Source organism: Streptomyces sp. Tue6028 (assembly GCF_002300165.1).
GTDB lineage: Bacteria > Actinomycetota > Actinomycetes > Streptomycetales > Streptomycetaceae > Streptomyces > Streptomyces siamensis.
The window spans coordinates 220,291-244,811 of record NZ_MLCE01000019.1; the positions used below are offsets into that span (position 1 = coordinate 220,291).

General features: G+C 70.7%; 22 protein-coding genes, 1 tRNA gene and 2 pseudogenes. 13 read left to right on the top strand and 12 right to left on the bottom strand.

Annotated features, from left to right (window positions below):
* Positions 1–57: 57 nt before the first annotated feature.
* From BKI49_RS17000 to BKI49_RS17010, 3 genes are all read left to right on the top strand, one after another.
* Positions 58–1,224: an FAD-dependent oxidoreductase gene (locus tag BKI49_RS17000; protein WP_095935131.1), complete on the top strand. Its 1,167-nt coding sequence runs from the start codon at positions 58–60 to the stop codon at positions 1,222–1,224.
* 70 nt (positions 1,225–1,294) lie between these two features.
* Entirely contained in the window at positions 1,295–2,275 is a 981-nt protein-coding gene (locus BKI49_RS17005) for a zinc-binding dehydrogenase (RefSeq protein ID WP_095935132.1), read from the top strand.
* Between the two features lie 53 nt (positions 2,276–2,328).
* Complete coding sequence (locus tag BKI49_RS17010) at positions 2,329–3,837, top strand: MFS transporter (RefSeq protein ID WP_095935133.1); 1,509 nt, start codon at positions 2,329–2,331, stop codon at positions 3,835–3,837.
* 40 nt (positions 3,838–3,877) lie between these two features.
* Here the strand turns inward: BKI49_RS17010 and BKI49_RS17015 are convergent, their stop codons facing one another.
* The gene (locus BKI49_RS17015) at positions 3,878–5,284 is read right to left on the bottom strand and encodes an NAD(P)/FAD-dependent oxidoreductase (RefSeq protein WP_095935134.1); all 1,407 of its coding nucleotides are present in this window, start codon (positions 5,282–5,284) and stop codon (positions 3,878–3,880) included.
* 10 nt (positions 5,285–5,294) lie between these two features.
* Positions 5,295–5,954, bottom strand: coding sequence for a rhomboid-like protein (locus BKI49_RS17020; RefSeq protein WP_095935135.1), 660 nt, complete (start codon positions 5,952–5,954; stop codon positions 5,295–5,297).
* Between the two features lie 106 nt (positions 5,955–6,060).
* Here BKI49_RS17020 and BKI49_RS17025 point away from each other — a divergent pair, with 106 nt between their 5' ends.
* From BKI49_RS17025 to BKI49_RS17040, 4 genes are all read left to right on the top strand, one after another.
* Complete coding sequence (locus BKI49_RS17025) at positions 6,061–6,978, top strand: aminoglycoside phosphotransferase family protein (protein WP_095935136.1); 918 nt, start codon at positions 6,061–6,063, stop codon at positions 6,976–6,978.
* 262 nt (positions 6,979–7,240) lie between these two features.
* Positions 7,241–8,044 carry a calcium-binding protein gene (locus BKI49_RS17030; protein WP_095935137.1) on the top strand — a complete coding sequence of 268 codons (804 nt, stop codon included), beginning with the start codon at positions 7,241–7,243 and terminating at the stop codon, positions 8,042–8,044.
* 288 nt (positions 8,045–8,332) lie between these two features.
* The gene (locus BKI49_RS17035; RefSeq protein ID WP_179332472.1) at positions 8,333–10,060 is read left to right on the top strand and encodes a YncE family protein; all 1,728 of its coding nucleotides are present in this window, start codon (positions 8,333–8,335) and stop codon (positions 10,058–10,060) included.
* Positions 10,061–10,438: 378 nt separating this feature from the next.
* Positions 10,439–10,675 (top strand): transposase, encoded by a 237-nt coding sequence (locus tag BKI49_RS17040; RefSeq protein WP_257004831.1) that lies wholly within the window; start codon positions 10,439–10,441, stop codon positions 10,673–10,675.
* A 60-nt stretch (positions 10,676–10,735) separates the two neighbouring features.
* On the opposite strand, the gene BKI49_RS17045 is transcribed toward BKI49_RS17040, so the two are convergent.
* Positions 10,736–11,086, bottom strand: coding sequence for a hypothetical protein (locus tag BKI49_RS17045; protein ID WP_257004832.1), 351 nt, complete (start codon positions 11,084–11,086; stop codon positions 10,736–10,738).
* A 384-nt stretch (positions 11,087–11,470) separates the two neighbouring features.
* Between BKI49_RS17045 and BKI49_RS17050 the strand changes: the two genes are divergently transcribed.
* Complete coding sequence (locus tag BKI49_RS17050; RefSeq protein WP_179332473.1) at positions 11,471–12,157, top strand: YoaK family protein; 687 nt, start codon at positions 11,471–11,473, stop codon at positions 12,155–12,157.
* Positions 12,158–12,468: 311 nt separating this feature from the next.
* On the opposite strand, the gene BKI49_RS17055 is transcribed toward BKI49_RS17050, so the two are convergent.
* Both BKI49_RS17055 and BKI49_RS35860 read right to left on the bottom strand, forming a co-directional pair.
* Positions 12,469–12,888 (bottom strand): YciI family protein, encoded by a 420-nt coding sequence (locus tag BKI49_RS17055; RefSeq protein ID WP_257004833.1) that lies wholly within the window; start codon positions 12,886–12,888, stop codon positions 12,469–12,471.
* 89 nt (positions 12,889–12,977) lie between these two features.
* Positions 12,978–13,094 (bottom strand): annotated as a pseudogene (locus BKI49_RS35860) (NUDIX hydrolase); the annotation flags it as partial.
* Positions 13,095–13,179: 85 nt separating this feature from the next.
* On the opposite strand from BKI49_RS35860, the pseudogene BKI49_RS17065 reads away from it, so the two are divergent.
* A pseudogene (locus tag BKI49_RS17065) lies at positions 13,180–13,323 on the top strand (site-specific integrase); the annotation flags it as partial.
* 81 nt (positions 13,324–13,404) lie between these two features.
* On the opposite strand, the gene BKI49_RS17070 reads toward BKI49_RS17065, so the two are convergent.
* Positions 13,405–13,478, bottom strand: a tRNA-Thr gene (locus tag BKI49_RS17070).
* Positions 13,479–13,694: 216 nt separating this feature from the next.
* Between BKI49_RS17070 and BKI49_RS17075 the strand changes: the two genes are divergently transcribed.
* The 3 genes from BKI49_RS17075 (at position 13,695) to BKI49_RS17085 (ending at position 16,392) form a co-directional block, all read left to right on the top strand.
* Positions 13,695–14,831 carry an ABC transporter ATP-binding protein gene (locus BKI49_RS17075; RefSeq protein ID WP_095935142.1) on the top strand — a complete coding sequence of 379 codons (1,137 nt, stop codon included), beginning with the start codon at positions 13,695–13,697 and terminating at the stop codon, positions 14,829–14,831.
* A 226-nt stretch (positions 14,832–15,057) separates the two neighbouring features.
* Entirely contained in the window at positions 15,058–15,516 is a 459-nt protein-coding gene (locus BKI49_RS17080; RefSeq protein WP_095935143.1) for a hypothetical protein, read from the top strand.
* 144 nt (positions 15,517–15,660) lie between these two features.
* Positions 15,661–16,392, top strand: a complete 732-nt coding sequence (locus tag BKI49_RS17085) for a nucleotidyltransferase family protein (RefSeq protein WP_095935144.1) — start codon at positions 15,661–15,663, stop codon at positions 16,390–16,392.
* 135 nt (positions 16,393–16,527) lie between these two features.
* Here the strand turns inward: BKI49_RS17085 and BKI49_RS17090 are convergent, their stop codons facing one another.
* The 6 genes from BKI49_RS17090 to BKI49_RS17115 form a co-directional block, all read right to left on the bottom strand.
* Positions 16,528–18,216 (bottom strand): DoxX family protein, encoded by a 1,689-nt coding sequence (locus BKI49_RS17090; RefSeq protein ID WP_179332474.1) that lies wholly within the window; start codon positions 18,214–18,216, stop codon positions 16,528–16,530.
* A gap of 117 nt (positions 18,217–18,333) precedes the next feature.
* Positions 18,334–19,275 (bottom strand): 23S rRNA (guanosine(2251)-2'-O)-methyltransferase RlmB, encoded by a 942-nt coding sequence (gene rlmB, locus BKI49_RS17095; protein WP_095935146.1) that lies wholly within the window; start codon positions 19,273–19,275, stop codon positions 18,334–18,336.
* A 99-nt stretch (positions 19,276–19,374) separates the two neighbouring features.
* Positions 19,375–20,775 carry a cysteine--tRNA ligase gene (gene cysS / locus BKI49_RS17100; protein WP_095935147.1) on the bottom strand — a complete coding sequence of 467 codons (1,401 nt, stop codon included), beginning with the start codon at positions 20,773–20,775 and terminating at the stop codon, positions 19,375–19,377.
* 167 nt (positions 20,776–20,942) lie between these two features.
* A complete protein-coding gene (ispF, locus tag BKI49_RS17105) occupies positions 20,943–21,437 on the bottom strand; it encodes a 2-C-methyl-D-erythritol 2,4-cyclodiphosphate synthase (protein WP_095935148.1) in 495 nt (164 codons plus the stop codon).
* Positions 21,427–22,203, bottom strand: coding sequence for a 2-C-methyl-D-erythritol 4-phosphate cytidylyltransferase (gene ispD / locus BKI49_RS17110; protein ID WP_095935149.1), 777 nt, complete (start codon positions 22,201–22,203; stop codon positions 21,427–21,429). Before ispD ends, ispF begins: the two co-directional genes overlap by 11 nt.
* Before the next feature lie 368 nt (positions 22,204–22,571).
* On the bottom strand, positions 22,572–23,054 hold the full coding sequence (locus BKI49_RS17115; RefSeq protein ID WP_003953493.1) for a CarD family transcriptional regulator: 483 nt from the start codon (positions 23,052–23,054) through the stop codon (positions 22,572–22,574).
* A gap of 685 nt (positions 23,055–23,739) precedes the next feature.
* Between BKI49_RS17115 and BKI49_RS17125 the strand changes: the two genes are divergently transcribed.
* Positions 23,740–24,426, top strand: coding sequence for a copper chaperone PCu(A)C domain-containing protein (locus BKI49_RS17125; protein WP_095935151.1), 687 nt, complete (start codon positions 23,740–23,742; stop codon positions 24,424–24,426).
* Positions 24,427–24,521: the final 95 nt, after the last annotated feature.

Below are 24,521 nucleotides of genomic sequence, written 5' to 3' on the forward strand. Positions count from 1 at the left end.
AGAAGAGGAGCACCGGACAGCCGGCAGCGGACGACGACGCGAGGGAGACCCCCAGTCATGCATCACATCACCGTCATCGGCGGCGGTTTCGCCGGACTCACCGCGGCCATCACCGCCGCCGAGGCGGGCGCCGAGGTCACCGTGTACGAGGCGCATCACACGCTCGGCGGCCGGGCCCGCACCGCCGAGGGCCCGTACCGGACCAACGAGGGGCCGCACGCCCTCTACAGCGGCGGCCCGCACTGGACCTGGCTCAAGCAGCGCGACCTGATCGGGCCGCTCGCGCCGATCCCGCCCCTGGAGGCCGCGCGGCTGCGGCTGCACCATAAGGGCGCCCTGCGGCGCACCCCGCCCTTCGCGATGCTCAAGCTGCTGCGCCGCGCCTCTCGGCAGGCGCCCGTGGACGTCGACTTCATGACCTGGGCCACGGCGGAGGCGGGCGAGGAGGGCGCGCGGGCCGCCGCGAACTACTCCGCCGTGGCCCTCTTCCACCACGACCCCGGAGCGCTGTCCGCCGCGTTCGTGCAGGAACGGCTGCGCCGCGCCATGAGGCTGCCCCCGGAGGCGCACTACCCGCGCGGCGGCTGGGCGAGCGTCATCGACCGGATGGCGGCGCGGGCGTGGAACCTCGGTGTGCGCATGGAGACGCTGTCCCGCGTGGACGAGGTCCCCGTGAACCGTGGTCCGGTCGTCGTCGCCACCTCCCTCGACTCGGCGCGGCGTCTCCTCGGCGACCCGTCGCTGACCTGGACCGGCGGTCGCACCGCGCTCGTCGACCTGGCCCTGCGCACCCGCCGCGGCGACGCGTTCGCGGTCTCCGACCTGGACGCGCCCGGCTGGATCGAGCGGTTCACCGCGCAGGACCGCACTCTCGCCCCGGCCGGGGAGCAACTGCTCCAGGGACAGATCCCCATCGCACCGCACGAGTCCAGGGCCGACGGCGTGGCCCGTGCCGAGCACCTGCTCGACCTCGCCTTCGACGGCTGGCGCGAGCGGCTCGTGTGGCGACGCGAGGCCGTGGCGAACGGCCGGACAGGCGCGGTGGATCTGCCCGGGACCAGCTGGCGCGACCGGCCGCGGATCGACCGCGGCGACGGCGTGTACCTGGCGGGCGACCAGGTCGCGGCCCCCGGGGTGCTCTCGGAGGTGTCCTTCAACAGTGCCCTCGAAGCCGTGGCCCTCGCCCTGCGGATCCGGCAGCGCCTTGACCTCAAGCATGCTTGAGGTTGAAGGCTGGCGTGTACAGAAACCGACGCGGGGCGCCCGACGACGAGGCGCCCGGGAGGAGCCCACCATGCACGCCGTCCGCCTGCACGCCTTCGGTCCGGCCGAGAACCTCACGTACGAGAAGGCCGAGGACCCCGAGCCGGGCCCCGGCCAGGTCCGTATCGCCGTCGCCGCGGCGGGTGTCCACCTCCTCGACGCGGCCCTGCGCGAAGGCGCGCAGGGCCCTGCCCCCGAGCCCACCCCGCTGCCGACGATTCCGGGCCGTGAGGTCGCGGGCACCGTCGAGTCCATCGGCGAGGGCGTCGCCGCGCTCTGGCTGGGCAAGCGCGTCGTCGCCCACCTCGGCTTCGCACCCGGCGGCTACGCGGAGCTCGCCGTCACGGACGCCGACCGCCTCCACGAGATCCCGCAGAACCTGGACTTCGCCCAGGCTGTCGCCATGATCGGAACGGGCCGCACGGCCATGGGGATCGTGCAGTTCGCCGACCTCGGCCCCGGTTCCGTGGCCGTCGTGCCCGCGGCGGCGGGCGGCATCGGCACGCTCCTCGTGCAGTACGCACGGCATGCGGGAGCCACCGTGATCGGCCTCGCGGGCGGGCCCGAGAAGGTGGCCCGGGTCCGTGCGAACGGCGCCGACCTGGCCGTCGACTACACGGACGCCGCCTGGCCCGGGCACGTGCGCGCCTTCCTCGGCACCCGCACGGCGACGGTCGTCTTCGACGGGGTCGGCGGCGACGTCGCCCGCGCCGCCGTCGCCCTCCTCGGCCCGCGCGGCCGGCACATCGTCTTCGGCTGGTCCGGCGAAGGCATCAAGGACGGCTCCGCCTATCTCGTCGACGGCGTCTCCGAGCAGGTCCTCGGTCCGGCGATGCTGCGGAAGGCGGGTGGTCCGAGCCCCGTACGCACCCTGGAACTGCGCGCCCTCGCCGAAGCCGCCGCGGGCCGCCTCGTCCCTGCCGTCACCCGCTTCCCGCTCGCCGAGGCGGCCGCCGCGCACCGGGCCCTGGAGTCCCGGGGCACGATCGGAAAGGTGGTGCTGGAGCCGTGATCAAGCACCGGACCGGAGGTGCGACCCCTACCGATCCATGGTCTTCTGGGCAAGTGAGCCGCACCCGAACAGGTGAATCAGCCGCTCCCACAGGTGCCCCGGGCACCGATCCCCACCGCTGGTGGGGCCTGGTGATCATCGCCCTCGCACAGCTGATGGTGGTGCTGGACGCCACCATCGTGAACATCGCGCTCCCCTCCGCACAGCACGACCTGGGCATGTCCGACGGCAACAGGCAGTGGGTCATCACGGCGTACACCCTGGCGTTCGGCGGTCTGCTGCTGCTCGGCGGCCGGATCGCGGACCTGGTCGGCCGCAGACGCACCTTCGTCGTCGGGCTCATCGGCTTCGCGGGCGCGTCCGCGCTGGGTGGCGCCGCCACCGGCCCCGGCATGCTCTTCGGCGCCCGCGCTCTCCAGGGCGCCTTCGCCGCCGTGCTGGCCCCCTCGGCGCTCAGCCTGCTGACCACCACGTTCACCGACCCGAGGGAACGCGGGAAGGCCTTCGGCATCTACGGCGCGCTGGCGGGCTCGGGCTCGGCGATCGGCTTCATCGCGGGCGGCCTGCTGACCGAGTACCTGAACTGGCGCTGGTGCCTGTACGTCAACATCCCGATCGCCGTCGCCGCGGTCCTCGGCGCGTACGCGCTGCTGCGCGACAGCCCGGCACAGAAGGGCGCCCGGCTCGACGTCCTCGGCGCGGTACTGGGCTGCGGCGGGCTGGTCTCCCTCGTCTACGGCTTCAGCGAGGCGGAACCGCGCGGCTGGACGGACCCGCTGGTGCTGTCGCTGTTCGCGCTCGCCGTCGTGCTGCTGGCCGCCTTCGTCCGCTGGCAGACGAAGGCCCCGAGCCCGCTGCTGCCGCTGCACATCGTCAAGGACCGCAACCGGGCCGGCTGCTTCCTGACGATGACCCTCGCCGTCACCGGCATGTTCGGCATGTTCCTGTTCCTGACCTACTACCTCCAGGTCGTCCTGGGCTACTCGCCCGTGCGGACGGGCCTGGCCTTCCTGCCCCTGACGATCGCGATCATCATCGGCTCGACGCAGATATCGGCCCGGCTGCTGCCCCGTGTGGCGCCCCGCGTGCTGATGGTCCCCGGCACGGTCCTCGCGGCCGGCGGCATGTTCGTCTTCACCCGGATCACGGTCGACTCCGCGTACGCGAGCCGGCTGCTGCCCGGACTGATCCTGATGGGCCTCGGCATGGGCCTGATCTTCATGCCGGTCTTCGCCACCGCGACCGCCGGGGTGGCCCCGCGGGACTCCGGCGTGACCTCCGCGACCGTCAACACCTCTCAGCAGGTCGGCGGTTCGATCGGCACCGCGCTGCTGAACACCATCGCCACCACCAGCGGCACGGCGTTCGTCGCCGCCCACCTCGGCGATGCCGCACACCGGGAGCTGATCGTGCGGGAGGGCATCGTGCACGGCTACACCGTCGCCATCTGGTGGGCCGTCGGCATCATGCTCCTGGCCGGGCTGGTCGCGGGCCTCATGGTCACCGTGAAGCCCGCCGCACGCCTCCCCTCGAACGCGCCGGTGCCGGAATCGGTGGGGTGACGGCACCCCGGCGGGGCGGCCGCGGCCCGGCTCCGGCCGGTCAGTGCCGCCCGGCCACCCGGTCCGCCACCTGCGCCAGACGCGACGACCGCGCGCTGTGCGTGGTCAGTTCGCGGCGGTCAGCCGTACGGTACGTCGCGTACATCCCGTGCACACCGATCCAGCGCAGCGGCTCCGGCTCCCACTTGCGGACCTTGTGGCCGACCCACGGCAGCCCGGTCAGGTCGGTCGCGCCCGACTGGCCCGAGTCCTGCTGGACCAGGTCGCGCAGGGTGCGCGCGGCGAGGTTGGTGGTGGCGACCCCGGAGCCGACGTAGCCGCCGGCCCAGCCGAGGCCCGTGGAGCGGTCCAGGGTCACGGTGGCGCACCAGTCGCGGGGCACACCGAGCACCCCCGACCAGGCGTGCTCCACCCGCACGCCCGCCAGCGTCGGGAAGAAGCGCACCAGGATCTCGCGCAGGGCCTCGACGGTCGCCGGCTGGGTGCGCCCGTCGTTGTCGGTGCGCGAGCCGAAGCGGTACGGGACCCCGCGCCCGCCCAGCGCGATGCGGTCGTCGGCGGTGCGCTGCGCGTACATGTACGCGTGCGCCATATCGCCGAGCGTCTCGCGGCCCTCCCAGCCGATGGCCTCCCACTGTTCCGGCGCCAGGCGCTCCGTCGCGATCATCGAGGAGTTCATGGGCAGCCAGGTGCGCTTCTGGCCCCTGAGGCTCGCGGTGAAGCCCTCCGTGCAGCGCAGCACGTACGGCGCGCGGACGGTCCCGTACGGCGTCACCGCGTGCTGGGGCCGGATCTCCGTCACGGGTGTCTGCTCGTGGATGGCGACCCCGAGCTCCTCGACGGCCGCCGCGAGCCCCTTCACCAGCTTCACCGGGTGCAACCGGGCCCCGTGCGGGGTCCATGTCGAGCCGACCGCGTCCGCGACCCGCACCCGCGCGGCGGTCTCCCGGGCGCCGTACAGTTCGCGGTCCTTCTCGCCGTACGACAGCTCGTGCTCGTGGAAGGCCTTCAGCCGTGCCAGCTGGGCGGGCGTGTAGGCCACTTCGAGGACGCCGCCCTGGTGGATGTCGGCGTCGATGCCCTCCTGTGAGGCGACGCGCACCACCTCGGCGACGGTGTCGTTCATCGCCCGCTGCAGGCGTACGGCCGCCTCGTGACCGTGCAGCTTCGCGTACCGGTCGCGGCCCGCGATGCCGTTGTAGAGCCAGCCGCCGTTGCGCCCCGAGGCCCCGTACCCGCAGAACTTCTGCTCCAGCACGGTGACGCGGAGGAAGGGCGCCGCCTTCTTCAGGTAGTACGCGGTCCACAGACCGGTGTATCCGCCGCCGACGATGACGACGTCGGCGGTCGCGTCTCCGGGGAGGGGCTCCCGCGTCATGGGGAGGCCGTCGTCCGCGTACCAGAAGGAGATGCCGCCGTTGACGACACCGCTGACTGCGCTGCTCATGGCCGGGACGTTAACGCCTGAGCGCGGCCAGTGTCTCCTTCGGATTCCATGCTTTTCCGCGGCCCAGGGTCAGCGGGCGGCACGCCAGACCGATCAGCACCGCGATGAAATGCCCGAAATCGGTGAAGGTGGGGCTGACCGTGAGCGGAGCGGCGTAGCCGAGCAGGACGACACCCGCGTACACGTACCGCCATGGCGGGGCGATCCGGTACGTCAGGACGGCGATCACCCCCGCCAGCGCGTAACTCACCCCGATATCGAGCGTGTTGAGCGACGAGTACGGGGCGATCCCCTCGTTGACCGCCCGCAGCAGGGCGCCCTCGCTGGCGAGCGTCGCCAGGACGTGCGCGGCGACGCACACGACGAGCCAGCGCGCGGTGCCGAGCCAGCGTTCGGCCTGCGCGTGGAAGACCGTGTAGAGGGCGGCGTACGGCAGCCAGTGCCCGCTGTCGATCCACATCGCGCTGGAGATCAGCACCCGCAGCGGATCGTTCGACAGCTCGTGGATGTTCGTCGAGCGCTGCCGCAGGAAGTCCTCCTCGAAATCCGGCGACATACGGTGCAGGGCGACCGTGGTGACGAACAGGACCAGCAGCCAGATGTACGTCCCCGGGGCGCTGCGGACGTAGACGCGCGCTCTCCCCAGGCCGGTGCGGGCGTGGGCGCGCACTCTTCCCAGGCCACCGCGGACGTGGGCGCGCACTCCCGCCGGGCCGCCCCGTTCCGCGCCACGGCCCCGGCTCCTCGTGCGCGCGACCCGGTTCACACCCGCAAGTATGGTCGGCAAGGTGATCGACGTGCCCGACGAGCTGGCGGCCGCGCAGGAGAAGTTCAACGGCGCCGCGGGCCGCGCGTTCGTCGCCGGCCTGCCCCGGCGGGCGGCCCACTTCCTCGGCCTGTGGGGTCTGAGCATCGACGGGCCCGCCATGCACGGGGTGAGCGCGCTGGTCCTTCCGGTGGTACGCCACAGGCCCCTCCCGGGCGGGCAGCACGACGGTCCGGCACGGGCCGCGCTCAAGCTCCAGCTCCTCGACGAGGAGAGCGCCGGCGAGCCCGTCGCCCTGCGTCTGTGGGACGGCGACGGATCGGTGCGGCTCCTGGAACACGACACGGCCACCTGCACGCTCCTGCTCGAACGGCTCGACGAGACACGCCTGCTGACCGGCCTTCCGGACGCCCGCGAGGCCGTCCTCGTCATCGCCGGACTGCTCGCCCGCCTCACCGCCGTACCCGCTCCCGCCGGACTGCGCCGACTGGGGGACGTCGCCCACGCCATGCTGGAACAGGTCCCGTGGGCGCTGGCACGCGTCCCCGACCCGGCCGACCGTCGGCTGGTCCGGGACTGCGCCGCCGCGGTGCGCGAGGTGCTGCCCGAGCCCGGCGACCGGCTCCTCCACTGGGACCTGCACTTCGACAACGTCCTCGGCTCCGACCGCGCCGACTGGCTGGCCATCGACCCGAAACCGCTGGCGGGCGACCCGGGCTTCGACCTGCTGCCGGCCCTCGACAACCGCTACGACCCCGGCGAGGTGCGCTGGCGCTTCGACGCGCTGACCGGCGTCCTCGGCCTCGACCGCGAGCGCGCCCGCGCCTGGACGCTGGCCCGGGTGCTGCAGAACTGCCTGTGGGAGATCGAGGACGGGCGCCCGCTGGACGCCGTGCAACTGGAGATCGGGCGCCTGCTGCGCCGGTGACCCCGGGACGCGAACCTGACCACTCCGACGCTCGTCCGTACCGCATGTGACGTTCGAGCATGCAGGTGCGCTGTCCAGACCAGGGCGAGGTTCGCCGGCCGGGTGCCCCAGGTCGGCGCCCGCCCGACCGACCGGCTCACGGTGATCCAGCGGCAGGAGAGCCCCGTACACGATCAAGTCGGTCACCGGTCCCTGACTGGCTTCGACTGCCCTGCTGCTCCCGCTCGGCGGGTTCCCACGCTTCCCTCTGTGAAGGAGATACATGCGCAAGCGCGCTGCCTTTGCTCTGTTCAGTGCCGTCGCCGCACTGGCCGGCTTCGCCACCCCCGGTGCCTACGGGGACGAGACCCAGACCGACGTCCAGATGAGCGACGTCACCTTCGACGGTGGCAAGAACATCGTGGTCGGTCTCTACGCCAAGACGATCACGGTTTCAGGGACCTTCACCCACCCGTCGGGCATCCAGGACGCGGACTTCGTCCTGTGGCGTGGACCGGATGGTGCGAACCCCTACGAGACCTACGACGACCGCATCGTGTCGGACCAGTACTACTCCCATGCGGACTGCGTCGCCTCGAGTGCCACCACCTCCACCTGCTCGCAGACGATCTCCCTCGAACCGGACTGGAAGTACGGCGGCACCGCGCTCACCAACGCCCACGCCGGCACCTGGAAGGTCAGTGCGCAGGGGGTGGCCAATGACGACAGCTGGACCCAGTCGGCGAGCTACACCACGACCCGTCTGCAGCGGGACTCCAAACTCACCGTGAACGCAGGCCCCGAACCGATCGCCAAGGGAAAGACCCTCACTGTCACCGGCAAGCTCACCCGGGCCGACTGGGACAACCTCGATTACCGGGGTTACACCAACCAGCCGGTCAAGCTCCAGTTCCGCAAGGCCGGCACCACGACCTACACGACCGTCAAGACCGTGTACACCTCCAGCACCGGCAACCTGACGACCACGCTCCCCGCGTCCGAGGACGGCTACTGGCGCTGGAACTTCGCAGGCACCTCCACCACCCCGGCCGTCAAGGCGACCGGCGACTTCGTGGACGTCCAATAACCCGGACGTCGCTCCCGACAGCCCACGCTCGCACGGCGATCACATCCATGTGCCCTCGCTCTTTCGCAGGGGAGTGAGGGCAGCGGGAGCGGGCACGGCTCCGGAGCGATTGCGCCTGCCGACCACGTCGGTGGGCGCAATCGCTGTCCCCACCGACCGGTGTTCATGGCCGCAGGAATCGTCCTCACCCGCGCCCCTTGGACAGGCGATCTTCCCAGCTGTTTCATGGGCGCTACAGGTGCCTCACTGAACGCAGTGGGCACCCAACACAGCCTGTGGGGGGCACAGTTGAATACAGCACACCGTCCCGGACGCCTGGCGGCCACGTTGCTCGCCGCCACGCTCACCGGAGCCGGCCTGACCGTCGCCGTGGCGCCCGCGGCCCACGCGGCGACCTCCGACGCGGTGGTCAAACTGCCGTTCTCGTCGTACTCGGCGATCGCCGTCGACTCCGTGCACCAGCGCGTGTTCGTCGCCGACAGCAGCACCGACTACTACCTCAACAAGGGCACCATCGTCGTCTACGACTTCCAGGGCGAGCGCCTCACCACCATCCAGACCCCGGCACACGTCTCGGGCCTGGCCCTCAGCGCCGACAACACCAAGCTCTACGCCGGCCTGCGTGAATACATCCAGACGTACGACACCACCACCTTCGAACCGGCCCTCCTCGCCTACGCCAACACCGACACGTGCGGCAGGGAACTCGCCTTCTCGGGCGGCCAGTTGTACTTCACCACGCCCTACTCGCAGTACGTGGGCGAGTGCAACAACGCCCAGACCTATCTGGACGGCATCGTCAACGGTGTGCACACGCGCACCGGGTGGAACGACTACGGCAAGCTCAAGCTCGAGGCCGGCCCCGGCGACCGGATGCTGATGGGCCAGCCGCACAACGACTACGCGGCCAACCCCTTCCTCGCGGTGTATGACACCAGCAACGGCTCTCTCGTACGGAACGCCACCCGCCGTTTCGCCGACAGCGCGGGCAACGGCGCACTCGACCTGAAGGACATGGCGTTCTCCGCCGATGGCAGCAAGGTCGCCGTCGCCGACGCCGCCTACGGCACCCGGCTGCTCAACACGGGCGACCTGTCCGACGCGGCGAACGGATACCAGCCGCTCCCGGTCGGCGCCACCGCCAGCTCGGTCGCCTTCAGCGGCGACGGAAAGTACGTGGCACGCGGCGCGGCGGCCACCGGCTCCACACCCGACCTGCTGCTCCAGCCCGCCGACCCCACCGACTCGACGGCCCCGCTGGAGTTCGTCTTCGAGGGCAGCCTCGACGGCGACCGGGTCGCCCCGCGCGGGATGGAGTGGTCGGCCGACGGCTCCCGGCTGTTCACGGTCACCACCAACGCCGTCGGCAGCCAGTACTGGCTGCACATCATCCAGCCCCCGGCCGTCCAGTACGACACCCGCTTCACCGGCGACCTCACCCACAGCCCCGCCCGAGCGGTCGCGGGCGAGCCGCTGGCCGTGCGCGGCAGGCTGGAGTTCGACGGGCCGGCTCCCGGCACTGCGCTGAAGGTCACGGCGACCCGCACGGACGCGACCGGCACCCACGACCTGGGCACCGCCACCGTCAAGGAGGACGGCACCTTCGCGGTCCTCGACGAGCCGGACCTCGTCGGCGACGCCACGTACACGGTGTCCTTCCTCGGCGACCTGACCCACCGCCCCGCCACGGACATCGTCCACACCGTGTCCGTGGCCAAGGCGCCGGCCTCGATCGCGCTGACCGCCCCGGCGCAGGCGACACTCGGCGGCGTCCGGATCACCGGCACCTTCAGCGCGCAGGGCAAGGCGCTGCCGGACCGGGCCGTGCTGAAGGTCGTACGGACCGACAAGCTCGGTACGGGCACGCTGTCGTCGGTGCCCGTCGCCGCGGACGGCACGTTCACCATCGACGACATTCCGCGCGCCCGGCGCGAGGTGACCTACACGGTCAGCTGGCCGGGCGACGACCTGCACGAGGCGTCCGAGGCCCGGGCAACGGTCTACGTCACGCGCTGATCCCTCCGGTCCCGCCCCGGCCCTCCAGGTACCGAGTGCGGGACTCCTGACGGTGGGCCTCCGTCTGCTTCGGACGTCACTCAGGGGCGCACGTTGCCTCGGACACACAGCGCGAGGCCATCAGTCACATGGACCGCCCGCTCAGGCGTCGTCCCGACCGTGAGTGACCGCCCCGGTCGATGTCACCCGTGGACGCCGAACGCCCCGGACCGATCTTCGGCCGGGGCGTTCGTGCTGTTCGGCGGGAGAGCCCCCTGTCGGATTCGAACCGACGACCTTCGCTTTGCAAGTTCGATCGCGAGGCTTAGATGGAGCCTTGGCGCTCTTGCTGGCCCAGCGTTCGCGGTCGCTCAGGGCCGCCTGTGTACGCCGCCGTTGATGTCAACTGGTGATGTCACCGGCTGGCAGGCCGCCTACCGCCGCTGGCGTCCCCCGGTCGAACGCGCCGTCGCCTGGTTCGTCCAGCACGGCAATCGTCGCCTGCGCTATCGCGGAACCATCGCCAACAGCATCTGGCTCCACACCCGCGCAGCCGCCCTCAACCTCCGCCGACTTGTCAACCTCGGACTCACCCAAACCGGCGGCACCTGGCAACTCGCCCCGGCCACCACATAGCGAAAAGAGGCTGCCCGTCCTACGGCCGAACAGCCTCTCACCAAGATCTTCATGAGCCTTCTAGCGTCCGTCGGCGCGCTTCCGGGTGGCGATCACGGTGGCGGCCGTGCCCGCCGTTCCGTACAGCGTGTACAGCAGGCCCTGGCCCAGGAGGTCGCCGCGCTTCACCTCCTGGGCGTACTTGAGCTGGTCGTACGTGGCCGTGCCGGTCGAATCGCCGCCGCGGACGCTGTAATCGAGCGCGCAGGTATAGCCCTGCCGCATGGGGCCGGGGTGGTCCTCGCCGTCCTCGCCCAGCTGGAGCCCCGGGCAGTCCGGGACGCCGTGGGCCGCCCCGGCCCTCAGCAGGGTGATCATCCCCCACGCCAGCGGGACCAGGAAGAATGCGATGAACACTCCGCGTGACCTCATTGCGGCACCCTAGTGCCGTGCTTTAGCCACCCACTTCCTCAACCACAACCCTCCCCGGCTCCCATCCCGTCCGCCGTCGACCCACACACTTTCCAAGTCTGTTGGTGGTCTGGCCGGCCCGATGCCAGGGCGTTCACCAGGGTTCATGTCCGTCCAGCGGTTCAACGAGACCCGACGGCCGAACCCTCTTGAACGTCGGCGTCCGTGCCTGAATGAGACGGAAACTGAGACGGGCAGCCTGGGCCTTCGGGTGCTGGTACACCGAGCACCTCGTCCGCTGGCACCAGTAGCCGAGGAAGTGAAGGGCCGGGTTTCTGACCTTCGATGCGGACTATCGCTGTGGTCTGTCGAGTCAGCCGCGGAGTGCCATGGAGAATTGACCCCATGGCCACGATCCATCGCCGCACCGACACGCTGCCCGTCGGGATAGTTCTGGCATCAGTCGGGGGATTCCTAGACGCGTATACGTTTGTCCGCTATGGCGTATTCGCCAACTTGCAATCCGGCAACCTGGTGCTGTTCTGTGTCCAGGCCACGGACCGTCATTGGCACGCAGCGGTCTTGTCGGTCATCCCGATCGGGGCCTTCATTGCCGGCGTACTCGCCGTGGAGATCCTCGGCGAGTACCACGTGGGAAGGCTCGTTCGCCGCCCCCTCAGGCTTATGTTGACGATTCAGATCGCGCTACTCGCAGCAATTGCATCATTGCCCGATGGCACGCCTGGGCCTGTGACGACGGTAACGGTATCGCTCGTGGCCGCGTTGCAATTCGCGACGTTCACGACCCTGCGCAACGCCCCCTACGCCACGCTGATGGCAAGTGGGAATCTGCGCACGAGCATCGTCGCCGCGCACGAGTGGGTGGTCAGCAAAAAGCCGGAGGACGCGCGGCGCGCGGGAAGGTATGCCGTTGTGGTTGGGGCATTCGCGGTCGGCGCAGTGATCGGTGCGATCTGCACCAGGTTCGTCGGCACCCCGGCGGTCGCCGTGGCTGCCGGCCTACTCGCCGCGGTGCTCGCGATGCTGATCAGCGAGACGCGGCAGCTTGAGCGTGGTCAAGCAAACGTGTAGCCGTCCGCGACATCGCCTCCAACCGCCCGCTGATCAGCACGCATGAAGAAAAGCACGACGCCCGCTTTAGGAGCGAGGTTGGGCGATCTCTGGCTTGCCCTGCGGTTTCCCTAGCCTGGGCACAGTCCGGTGCAACTTACCCCTGCGGACCCTGGTTCCCCGTGAGTCCCCGTCCGTTCTGGCACGGGAGTGGCACGAGCCAGGGAACCCCGCCCCGGACCTCTCGATGCGAGCTACGGGCGGGTAGGGCACTCAGGTCATCCGACCTGGCGGTTCATCACCGAGATGGTTCCGCTCCTCGGATCGGTGGCTCAGCTCTCCGGGTCGTACATGATCTCGCGCACCTCCTGCGCGCACCGGCACGCCTCGGCGATCTTCGCAGCCCACATCAGCGCGTCCTCGCGCGACGGGACCTCGATGATCGAGAAACCGCCGACGACTGTCTTGGTCTCGGGGTACGGTCCGTCCGTGACCGTACCGTCGGTGGCCACGATGCTCGCCTGCTGACGCTCCACTCCGGCGCCGAAGATCCAGACACCTGCGTCCTTGGCCTCCTGGACCACCCGGTGGGATGCCTCGCCTACCGCCGGGAGGTCCTCCTCGGGGAAGGTCATCGATCCGTCGTCGAACGAGATCAGATACCGCGCCATCGTGTTCGCCTCCTTGTTCAGCGACCACCCGGCCGCCTCGTCGCCGCTCCTGGTTAGACAGACCGCGTGTCGGCTTCTCATCGGTCGTCTCGCCCCGCTTCAACGAGAGGTCGGCGGAGCGACTATTGCCGGGAGCCGCTTTGGGGCGAGTGATCACGGCCCCACAAATCCAGCCAGGCAACCGCGGTCGATTCGCTGGACGTGCGCTCGGCGCCCCCGGAGGGCTTGCAGCGGAAGACCAAGGCGACGATGCCCCTGGTTGTGTTCTTGTAGACGCATGGCAGCTGACCAGTTCATTTTCGAGTACAGGATCCCCGCAGCCGACTGGCACGCCTTCAACTCCCCACAGCCCGCCGTGAGTTCTTCTTCGCGGCGCCCCGCGTCGTCATGGAGATCTTGGGCCACAGCCAGATCAGCATCACGATGGACGTCTACACGCACGTGACATCGGACACGCAGCGCGAGGCCATCAGCCACATGGACCGCCTGCTCAGGCGCCGCCTCGACCGTGGGTGACCGCCCCGGTCGATGTCACCTGTGGATGTCAAACGCCCCGGACCGATCTTCGGCCGGGGCGTTTGCGCTGTTTAACGACGGAGCCCCCTGTCGGATTCGAACCGACGACCTTCGCTTTACAAGAGCGGCGCTCTGACCAGCTGAGCTAAGGAGGCCTGCACGCGCGCCCACCGCGGGCGTGCCCGTGCAGTGTACCCACCTCCCCGCCGGGCCCCGTCGAAAATTTCCGCGAAGTTCACAGGGCTCCGGGTGCTGACAGACCACGTGAACGCCAGGTAGCGTCCTGACCCAGTTCACCCTTGTGGACTACACCACCACCTTTACAACGGATCGTCCGGCACGTTCCTGCCGGTGAAGGGGGCCCATTCACCATGGCCACTGTTTCGTTCGACAAGGCGACCCGGATCTACCCGGGTTCCGAGAAGCCCGCCGTCGACGGCCTGGACATCGAGATCGCCGACGGCGAGTTCCTCGTCCTCGTCGGTCCGTCCGGCTGCGGCAAGTCCACCTCGCTCCGCATGCTCGCGGGGCTCGAGGACGTCAACGGCGGAGCCATCCGCATCGGCGACCGCGACGTCACGCACCTGCCGCCCAAGGACCGGGACATCGCGATGGTGTTCCAGAACTACGCGCTCTACCCGCACATGACGGTCGCCGACAACATGGGCTTCGCGCTCAAGATCGCCGGCGTGCCGAAGGCGGAGATCCGCCAGAAGGTCGAGGACGCGGCGAAGATCCTCGACCTCACCGAGTACCTCGGCCGCAAGCCGAAGGCCCTCTCCGGCGGTCAGCGCCAGCGTGTCGCCATGGGCCGCGCCATCGTGCGTGAGCCCCAGGTCTTCCTCATGGACGAGCCGCTGTCGAACCTCGACGCCAAGCTCCGTGTCTCGACCCGTACGCAGATCGCGTCGCTCCAGCGCCGCCTCGGCATCACCACCGTCTACGTCACCCACGACCAGGTCGAGGCCATGACGATGGGCGACCGCGTGGCGGTGCTCAAGGACGGTCTGCTCCAGCAGGTCGACTCGCCGCGCAACATGTACGACCGCCCGGCCAACCTCTTCGTCGCCGGCTTCATCGGCTCCCCGGCCATGAACCTGGTCGAGGTCCCGATCACCGACGGCGGCGTGAAGTTCGGCAACAGCGTCGTCCCGGTCAACCGCGAGGCCCTCAAGGCCGCCGCCGACAAGGGCGACCGCACGGTCACCGTCGGCGTCCGCCCCGAGCACTTCGACATCGTCGAGCAGAACGGCGGCGCCGCGAAGGCCCTCTCCAAGGAGACCGAGGACGCCCCGGCCGGCCTCGCCGTGTCGGTGAACGTCGTCGAGGAGCTCGGCGCCGACGGCTACGTCTACGGCAGCGCCAAGGTCGGCGACGAGCACAAGGACCTCGTCGTCCGCGTCAGCGGCCGCGCGGTCCCGGAGAAGGGCGCCACGCTGCACGTCGTGCCGCGTCCGGGCGAGACCCACGTGTTCTCCACCTCGACGGGTGAGCGTCTCTCCGACTGACACCGCCGAGGCGGATTCCACACCCGCAGGGGTGGAATTCACCCAAGTTGACGAAGAGGGCCCCGCAGCCTGCTGCGGGGCCCTCTTCGTTGTCGACAAATACCCCGGCAGACCGGGCATTTCGATACGTGTGCGTCAACCCACTACCCAAAGAACGCCGATTTCCCATCCCCCGAACCGGTGACTAAATGTCGCCAAATCATCACCGCGCGCTACCCTCACTCGCGTGAAGCACTCCACCACTAACCAACGGACCCGGCGTGGCCGTGGCCCCGCCCGCCGGATCGGCCGCACCCTCGCCCTCGTTCTGCCTGTCGTCCTGGTGCTCTCCGGGACCCTCGCGGTCACCCGAGTCAACTGGTCGGGGAACCCCGCGGACTCGGTGCTCACCGCGGCCGAAGCCTCGTCGGCGGACGTCTCCACCCGGGCCGCCTCCCGCACCCCCCAGGACGTCCTGCGCGACAAGCTGCTCCTGGAACTCCAGGAGAAGGATCCGGGCGTCGCCCTCACCCACCTCCAGGAAGCGGTGAACGGACGGCCGTCGCTGGCGAAGCACTGCGTCTCCATCGCCCGCGCGCTGGGCCGGGCCGCCGTCCGCGCCTACGGCCCGACGCGCGCCCAGTCCTTCGCCCGCCCGGTGTGCGACACCTCGTTCGCCTCCGGGGTCGCGACCACCCGTCTCTGAACCGCGGCACTCCCCCGCTCGACGGGCGGGGGCGGTCGGCCGACGGCTGTCGCGGAACGGCCCGTTCAGGGCCGCCGGGGAACGGCTGATTAAGGAACGGTTGCCGCCGGAAGCCACGAGCGGGGCGCCACGTACAGTTCGGGCATGACCGATCCGAACGCCGCGTCGCGCCCCGTTCAAGCCGTTGTCCTGGCCGGCGGCCAGGGATCCCGGCTGCGCCCGTACACCGACGACCGGCCCAAGCCGATGGTCGAGATCCCCGGCACCGGGACCCCGATCATCGGACACCAGCTGACCTGGCTCGCCGAGGAGGGCGTCACCGACGTCGTCATCTCCTGCGGCCATCTCGCCGACGTCCTGCAGAAGTGGCTGGACTCGGCGGACCTCCCGGTCACCGTCAAGACGGTCGTCGAGACCGAGCCGCTCGGCCGCGGCGGCGGCCTCAAGTACGCCGCCGCGCACCTCCCTCACCCCGACAGGCCCTGGTACGCGACGAACGGCGACATCTGGACCCGTTTCTCGCTGCGCGAGATGGCGGACTTCCACACCGAGCGCGACGCCGTCGCGACCCTCGCGCTGGCCCGGCCGCGCATCCCGTGGGGCGCCGTGCAGACCGACGGGTTCGGTCACATCACGGACTTCATCGAGGCCCCGCCCTCCACCTTCGAGATCAACGCGGGCGTCTACGTCTTCTCGCCGGAGTTCGCCGACCTGCTCCCCGAGCGCGGCGACCACGAGCGCACCACGTTCCCGCACCTGGCCCGCGAACGCCGCCTGGCCGGCTTCCCGATCCCCCAGGGCGCCTACTGGCGCGCCATCGACACGGCGAAGGACCTGACCGAGGCGGCCAAGGAGCTCGCGGCTCTGGGGCGCTGAGCGGCCGGCCCCCGCCCGGCCACACCCCGTACGACGACGAGGGGCCCCGCACGGAACATCGTGCGGGGCCCCTCGTCGTCGTGGCCGGACGGCGTCCACCCCGGTGACGGGGCGTCGGACCGGCGGCCGGTGGGGTCAGCCCAGCAGGCCGCCCACCAGGCCCGGCTGGCCGCCGGAGGAGCTGCCGCCGCCGCTGCCGGAGCCGCCGCCCGTCGAACCTCCGGTGGTGCCGCCGCTCGCGGTGCCGCCACCGGACGTCGGTCCCGCGCTGGTGCTCGGGGCCTGGTCCACCGGGGCGGACTGCTGGGGCGGGGCCTGGCCGGTGCCCTGGGTCTGGCTGGGCCCGCTGGTGACCGTGCCGCTGCCGCGGGTCGCGCCCGGCGTGGTGGCCGCCGCGCCCGACGGGGACGAGGAGCTGCCCTGCGTCGGCGCCTCGGAGGAGGCCGACGGGGACGCCTTGTGGTGGCGCTCGCCCGGCGTCTCGGGGAGCGGGGAGCCGGGCAGTTCGTTGCGCGGTGCCTCGCCGGGGCCGGGCACCACGACGCGGCCGGCGTCGCGGACGGCACCGCCGAGGAGGGAGCCGATGAGCAGGGTGAGGCCGACGACGACGGTCGACACGAGCGCGCCGCGGCGCAGCACGCGCCGTCGCAGCTCCCCGAGCTCCGCGCGCGGTCCGAGCGTGCGCCAGGCCTCGCCGGACAGGCGTCCGTCGACGGAGTAGACGGGGGCCCCGGCGATGATCAGCGGGGACCAGGCGGCGAGGTAGATGATGTCCGGCGCGTCGTAGGCGGGGACCGTCTTCCAGCTCACGGTGACGATGAGGGCGGCGGACAGCATGGCGCCGACGACGGCGGCGACCCGCTGCCACAGCCCGAGCACCGTGAGGACGCCGACGATGACCTGGAAGAAGGCGATGACGAGACCGGCGCCGACGGGGTGCTGGAGCGCGAACTGCCGCAGCGGCTCGGCGACTTCCCAGGGGTGCAGGGTGTTGAGCCACTTCACCATGGAGCCGCGCTTGCCGCCGTCGAAGTAGACGGGGTCGCAGAGCTTGCCCATGCCGGCGTAGATGGAGATGAATCCGAGGAAGACGCGCAGCGGGAGCAGCACGACCCCGAGGTTCATGCGGCGGCCGGGGTAGTAGGCGTGCCGGACGCTCCCGGAGGAGGCGCCCGACGCCGCCCTGGAGCCGCGCCGCTCGTCCTGGTCCTCGTCCTCGTCGTCCGCTTCGTCGAGTTCGTCCTCGTACTCGTACTCGTACTCGTCGAACTGGTCGTCGGCGTAAGGGGGTTCGTCGTAGGCGCTGCCCACGGTGCGCATGCGCGGCAGCAGCCGGGTCTCACTGGCTTCCGGGGTGCGCTGGCTGCCGACGATGGGCGTCTCGACGGTGTCGACGCCCATGTCGGCTGCGTAGCCGGGGTGTTCGCCGACGCGCGGGATGACCTGGGTCGCCCCTGCGTCGACCGGACCCACGCTGGAGCCGCGTACGGCCTGGAGCAGCCGGTGGGCGCCGGTGTCGTCCGGGGCGGACCGCCCGCTCCAGACGACGGGTGCGCGGCGGCGGCCCCCGGCCGCCGACCCCGCTCTGCCCGCCGTGCCGACGGCAGGGAAGCGCGCGGCGTCGCCGGTGGAGCTGAAGTGCCGCGCGATGCGCGGGGATTGTTTCCGCGCCGGGGCGCCTAGCTGCACGCGGAAGCTCGCATGATTGACGATGACCTGCGCCGGATCGCTCGGCACCTTCACCATGCTCAGCGCGGGAGCGTCGTCGAATCCCGACGAGCGGTCCCCCGTGGGTGTGCGGGGTGTTCTGGTGTCCACACTCATCTAACCGAGTGATGTGTGTTTAGGACACTGCTTTGACCGCACCCATCTGTCCGGACCGCGTCAAGGTCGCCCCGAACGTCCCGATCCACCCGCGGGGGTGACGACGCGCACGCCTGTTCAGGCGCGCCGCCGTGCCGCCTCGTACAGCACAACTCCCGCCGCGACACCGGCGTTCAGCGACTCGGCGCCACCCGGCATCGGGATCCGCACCCGGAAGTCGCAGGTCTCGCCGACGAGTCGGGAGAGGCCCTTGCCCTCGCTGCCGACCACGATGACCACGGGGCCGCCGAGCGCTTCGAGTTCGCCGAGCTCGACCTCACCGTCCGCGGCGAGGCCGACGACCATGAGGCCCGCCTTCTTGTACGCCTCCAGGGCGCGGGTCAGGTTGGAGGCGCGGGCGACCGGGGTGCGGGCCGCTGCGCCCGCGGACGTCTTCCAGGCGCCGGCGGTCATGCCGGCCGCGCGCCGCTCGGGCACCACGACACCGTGGCCGCCGAAGGCGGAGACGGACCGCACCACGGCGCCCAGGTTGCGCGGGTCGGTGACCCCGTCGAGGGCGACGATCAGCGGGTCGGCGCCCTCGTCGTACGCGGCGGCGGCGAGGTCCTCGGGGTGCGCGTACTCGTACGGCGGGACCTGGAGGACGAGACCCTGGTGGTTGAGCCCGTTGGTCATGCGGTCGAGCTCGGTGCGCGGGGCCTCCATCAAGTGGATGCCACCGCGCTCGCCGGCGAGCTGGAGCGCCTCGCGCACCCGCTCGTCGTTGTCGATGAACTGCTGGACGTACAGCATCGTGGCGGGCACGCCCTCGCGCAGCGCTTCCACGACGGGGTTGCGGCCGACGACCATCTCGGAAGTGCCCTTGCCGCCCCGGCCGCGCGGCGCGGGACGGCGCTGCGCCTGCTTGGTCTTGGCGGTGGCGATGCGGTTCTTCTTGTGTCCCTTGCGCATCTCGGCGGGCGGGGTCGGGCCCTTGCCCTCCAGGCCACGGCGCCGCTGACCGCCACTGCCGATCTGCGCGCCCTTCTTGCCGGACATGCGGCGGTTGTTAGCGGCCATGACCTACCTGTCTGTGTGAAGCGTGCGTGTGTACGTATATGAAGTGTGCCGCCCGGAGGCCCGGGCGGCACAATCGATCAAGGTCGACGGAGCGGGCCGCTAGCGCGGTCCGAGCGTCCAGCGCGGCCCCTGGGGGCTGTCCTCGATGACGAGACCCGACTGGTTGAGCTGGTCGCGGATCGCGTCGGCGGTCGTCCAGTCCTTGCGTCCGCGGGCCGCCTCACGCTGCTGGAGCACGAGGCGTACGAGGGTGTCGACGACGCCGTGCAGGTCCTCGCCCCGGTCGCCCTCGCCGGCCCACTGCGCGTCCAGCGGGTCGAGTCCGAGGACGCCGAGCATGGCCCTGACCTCGGCGAGGCGCGCGACGGCGGCTTCCTTGTCGTCGGCGGCCAGGGCGGAGTTCCCCTGACGCACCGTGGTGTGCACCACGGCGAGCGCCCCCGGGACGCCCAGGTCGTCGTCCATGGCCTCCGCGAAGGCCGGCGGCACCTCGTCGGCCGGGGCCACGACCCCGCCCGCCTTCTCCACCACGCGCTGCACGAAGCCCTCGATGCGCGCGAACGCCGACTCGGCCTCGCGCAGGGCCTCTTCGCTGTACTCGATCATCGACCGGTAGTGCGGGGTGCCCAGGTAGTACCGCAGCACGATGGGCCGCCACCGCTTGGTCATCTCGCTCACGAGCACCGAGTTGCCGAGCGACTTCGACATCTTCTCGCCGCTCATGGTGACCCAGGCGTTGTGCACCCAGTACTTGGCGAACTCGTCGCCGAAGGCCTTGGCCTGCGCGATCTCGTTCTCGTGGTGGGGGAAGATCAGGTCGATCCCACCGCCGTGGATGTCGAACGCGGAGCCCAGGTACTTGTGGGCCATGGCGGAGCACTCCAGGTGCCAGCCGGGGCGTCCGCGGCCCCACGGCGTCTCCCAGCTCGGCTCCCCGGGCTTCGCCGCCTTCCACATGGCGAAGTCGCGCGGGTCGCGCTTGCCGGTCTCGCCCTCGCCGGACGGCTGGAGCAGGTTGTCCAGCTCCTGGTTCGACAGCGACAGATACCCCTCGAACGAGCGCACGTCGAAGTAGACGTTGCCGTCGGCCTCGTAGGCGTGGCCGCGTTCGATGAGCCCGCGCATCATCTCGACCATCTCGGTGATGTGGCCGGTGGCACGCGGTTCGTAGGTGGGCGGGAGGCAGCCGAGGGCGTCGTAGCCGTCGTTGAAGGCGCGCTCGTTCTCGTAGCCGATGGACCACCACGGGCGGCCCTGCTCGGCCGACTTGGTGATGATCTTGTCGTCGATGTCCGTGACGTTCCTGATGAACGTCACGTCGTAGCCGCGGTACTCGAACCAGCGGCGCATGATGTCGAAGTTGAGACCCGAGCGGATGTGCCCGATGTGCGGCGCTGCCTGCACGGTCGCACCACACAGGTAGATCGAGACGCAACCCGGCACGAGCGGGGTGAAGTCACGGATCTGCCGGGCGCTGGTGTCGTACAGGCGAATAGTCACCACTCCAGGGTAGTGGCCCCCGGGTAGTGCCCCGCGACCCTTCCGGCTCAAGGGGCACGTATTCGTGACATGGAGGGGTGACACCCGGGCAAGTCGGGCCCGTCCCGGGGGTCCGAAGGGTGACACCCCGGCAGGTCGGCCCTGTTCCGCGGTCCCCGCTCCCGGCCTCAGCCGGTGCGCACCACCAGTGCCGTGGCGACCGCCATCAGTCCCTCCTCCCGGCCGGGGAAGCCGAGACCGTCCGTCGTGGCGCCGGAGACCGACACGGGCGCCCCGACCGCCTCCGACAGCAGCTTCTGCGCCTCCTCGCGGCGCTTGCCGATCTTCGGCCGGGGGCCGACGACCTGCACCGCGACGTTGCCGACGGTGAAGCCCGCCTCGCGGACGATCCGGGCCGCCTCGGTCAGCAGCGTGACGCCCGAGGCGCCGGACCACTCGGGCCGCCCGGTCCCGAAGTGGGCGCCGAGGTCGCCGAGCCCGGCCGCCGAGAACAGCGCGTTGCACGCGGCGTGCGCGACGACGTCGGCGTCGGAGTGGCCGGCGAGGCCGGGGCCCTCCCCGTCCCACTTCAGGCCGGCGCACCACAGCTCGCGGCCCTCCTCGAAGGCGTGGATGTCGGTGCCGATCCCGACGAGCGGGATCACGGGTGCCTCAGAACCCATCGTTGAGCCTCCGTCGCGCGAGAACCGCCTCGGCGAGGACGAGGTCCAGGGGGCGCGTCACCTTGAACGCCTCCTCGTGTCCGGGCACGACCACGACCTGAAGCCCCAGCTGCTCGACCATGCTGGCGTCGTCGGTCACGTCGTCCGTCACGGTCTCGTGGGCCCGCACGAGCGTGTCGCGGTCGAAGCCCTGCGGAGTCTGCACGGCGCGCAGCCGCGCCCGCACGGGCGTGGCCACGACCGGCTCGGGCGCCCCGGGGACGGCCGTGGGCTCGACCTCCTTGACGGTGTCGGCGAGCGGCAGGGCCGGTACGACGGCGGGAGCGCCGTCGCGTACCGCCTCGATGACGGCGTCCACGGTGTCGACGGGCACGAGGGGACGGGCCGCGTCGTGCACCAGGACGATGTCGATGCCGGGCGGCAGCGCGTCGAGCCCGTACTTCACGGACTCCTGCCGGCTGTCGCCGCCGGGGACGACGAGGAAGTCGGTCTTCCCCCAGCTGCCGCTGGGGTTGTCCCCGGGCAGGGCGTGCGTGTCGAGCAGCGCCTTCACCTCGGCCGCGCCGTCGGGCGGGGCCACGACGACGACCAGGGACACGGCGCGGGACGCGGCCATCGCGCGTACCGCGTGGATGAGCATGGGGGTGCCGTTCAGCGCGCGGAGCGCCTTGGGGGCGCCCGGACCGAGGCGCACGCCCCGGCCGGCGGCCGGAATCACGACCGCGGTACGTGCGCCCGACGGCGAAGGGCGCGAATCGTCAGACATCGGTTCCTGTCAGGTTTGTGTGCTCGGCCTTGATGGGTATGGCCCTGGGGGTAACCCCCGGCTCACCGAGTTCGGGGGAGTGCCGGGCGCGACGCCTCGACCGGAACCCTTCCGTGACATCCGGTCGAGCGACTGCACGGGCCCGGCACGCCAGTATCGGGTACTTCGGTCACCCGGGACCGGATTCCCGGGTGAACACCGAGTGGGCGCGGGTGAAAGACTTCCGCGGGTACGAACATGCCGCAGCGCCCGGCGACAGCAAATGCGTCATCGGGCACCGCGGCATTTCGTTGCGCAGCTGCGCGGGCGTGTGCGTAGTCGGGAGGACCGCCGTGGAAAGGCGACCGTCTCGGCGACCGCGGCCTGCGTCAGGACGCGAGAACCTCGTCGAGCAGGGCCTCGGCCTTGTCCTCGTTCGTGTTCTCCGCGAGAGCGAGCTCGCTCACCAGGATCTGGCGGGCCTTGGCGAGCATGCGCTTCTCACCGGCGGAGAGTCCGCGCTCGCGCTCACGACGCCACAGGTCACGCACGACTTCCGCGACCTTGATGACATCGCCGGAGGCGAGCTTCTCCAGATTTGCCTTGTAGCGACGCGACCAGTTCGTGGGCTCCTCGGCGTACGGCGCGCGCAGCACCTCGAAGACCCGGTCCAGCCCGTCCTGACCGACCACATCACGCACGCCGACGAACTCCGCATTGTCCGCTGGCACACGCACCGTCAGGTCGCCCTGGGCGACCTTCAGCACCAAGTAGGTCTTGTCCACGCCTTTGATCTGGCGAGTTTCGATGGCCTCGATCAGCGCGGCCCCGTGATGGGGATAGACCACGGTGTCGCCAACCTTGAACGTCATGTGACAGGTACCCCTTCCGTGGCTATCCAGGGTAACACGGATACGGCGTCTTCTGAATGGCGTTTTCGCAGGTCAGGGCATATCTCGGGGCTTGACAACCACAACAGGAACGTGCTGCGAGGGGCGAGCGGAAGAGGGTATTCGCAGGTCGGAGCCGCTGTCCAGGGGGAGCGAAACGCGCACGTTACACACACCGAGAGCCCCTGACCAGCGTCCGAACATCCCGTTTTGTCCCGCTCCAAGGGTGCGACTTCCGCTACTCCGTTCGGGGAGCGGAGCCGAGTACGAGTCGAATCCGGAATTGATCAAGAAGGCCGATGATCGACCGCCGATCTGCCGGCCGTCCGGCCGCGATCAACCGCGGTTCAGTCCGTGATCGATTTTAGAGAGCGCCGAGCATTCCTTCACCCTCTTACGACGCCTTACGGGAAAATCCGCAAGCCGATGACGGGGGAACTTATGTGAATGGCGGACCAGCATGTCACCAAAACAGTCCCGCCGCGTCGGTGAAGTGCGCGACGGACGCGCCGCGCACCCCGCGCGGCGGAGCCCGTCGACGCTTAGAGGCGGGTCGGGTGCGGTGGCGTGGGAACGGCTCGGTAACCTAAGGCCGCTGACAGACCCTTAGGGCGGCTTTACAACGAAGTCGCCCTGCTTCGCCCACGTTCAAGGAGTTGCCGCCGCCGTGAGCAGCAGCCTTCGACGCGGCGCTCTCGCCGCCGCCGCCATCGCGTTCTCGATCGCCTCGCTCGCCGCATGCGGTGCCGGCAGCAACGCACAGACGCTGGAGGTCAAGCCGGACAACGCGGCCACCTCCGTCGGCACCATCAAGATCCAGAACGCCACCGTGATCACGCAGCCCGACCTCCAGTCGACGGGCCCCGCCGTGATCTCCGCGACCATCTTCAACAACGGCCGCACCCCGCAGACGCTGGACTCGATCACCATCGCCGAGACGAACAAGGCGGCCACGATCTCGCCCGCCAAGGGCTCCGGCAAGCTGACCATCCCCGCCGGCGGCTCCGTCGTCATCGGCGGCAAGGGCAACGCCTCCGCGGTCCTGGACAACAGCAGCGAGGCCGTCCAGGACGGCAACGCCCAGAAGGTCACCTTCGGCTTCAGCAGCACCGGGGACGTGAGCCTGCGCGCCTTCGTCGTCCCGGCCGAGAGCTACTTCTCCAAGTGGGGCCCGAGCAACATCCCGGCGGCCCCCGGCGCCTCCGAGACCGGCACGGCGACGACCAAGCCGTCCGGCAGCGCGAGCGGCTCGCCGTCCGGGTCCGCCTCGGGCAAGCCCACGGGCACCGCCTCGTCGAACGCGACGGCCACGGCGACCGCCACGGGCACGGCGACCGCCTCGGCCGGTCACTGACCTGTCCACGACGAAGGGCGGGACCCCCGGAAAGGGGTCCCGCCCTTCGTCGTACTCGCGCGACCGGACCGCCTCGGCGGCACCGCGCCTCGGAC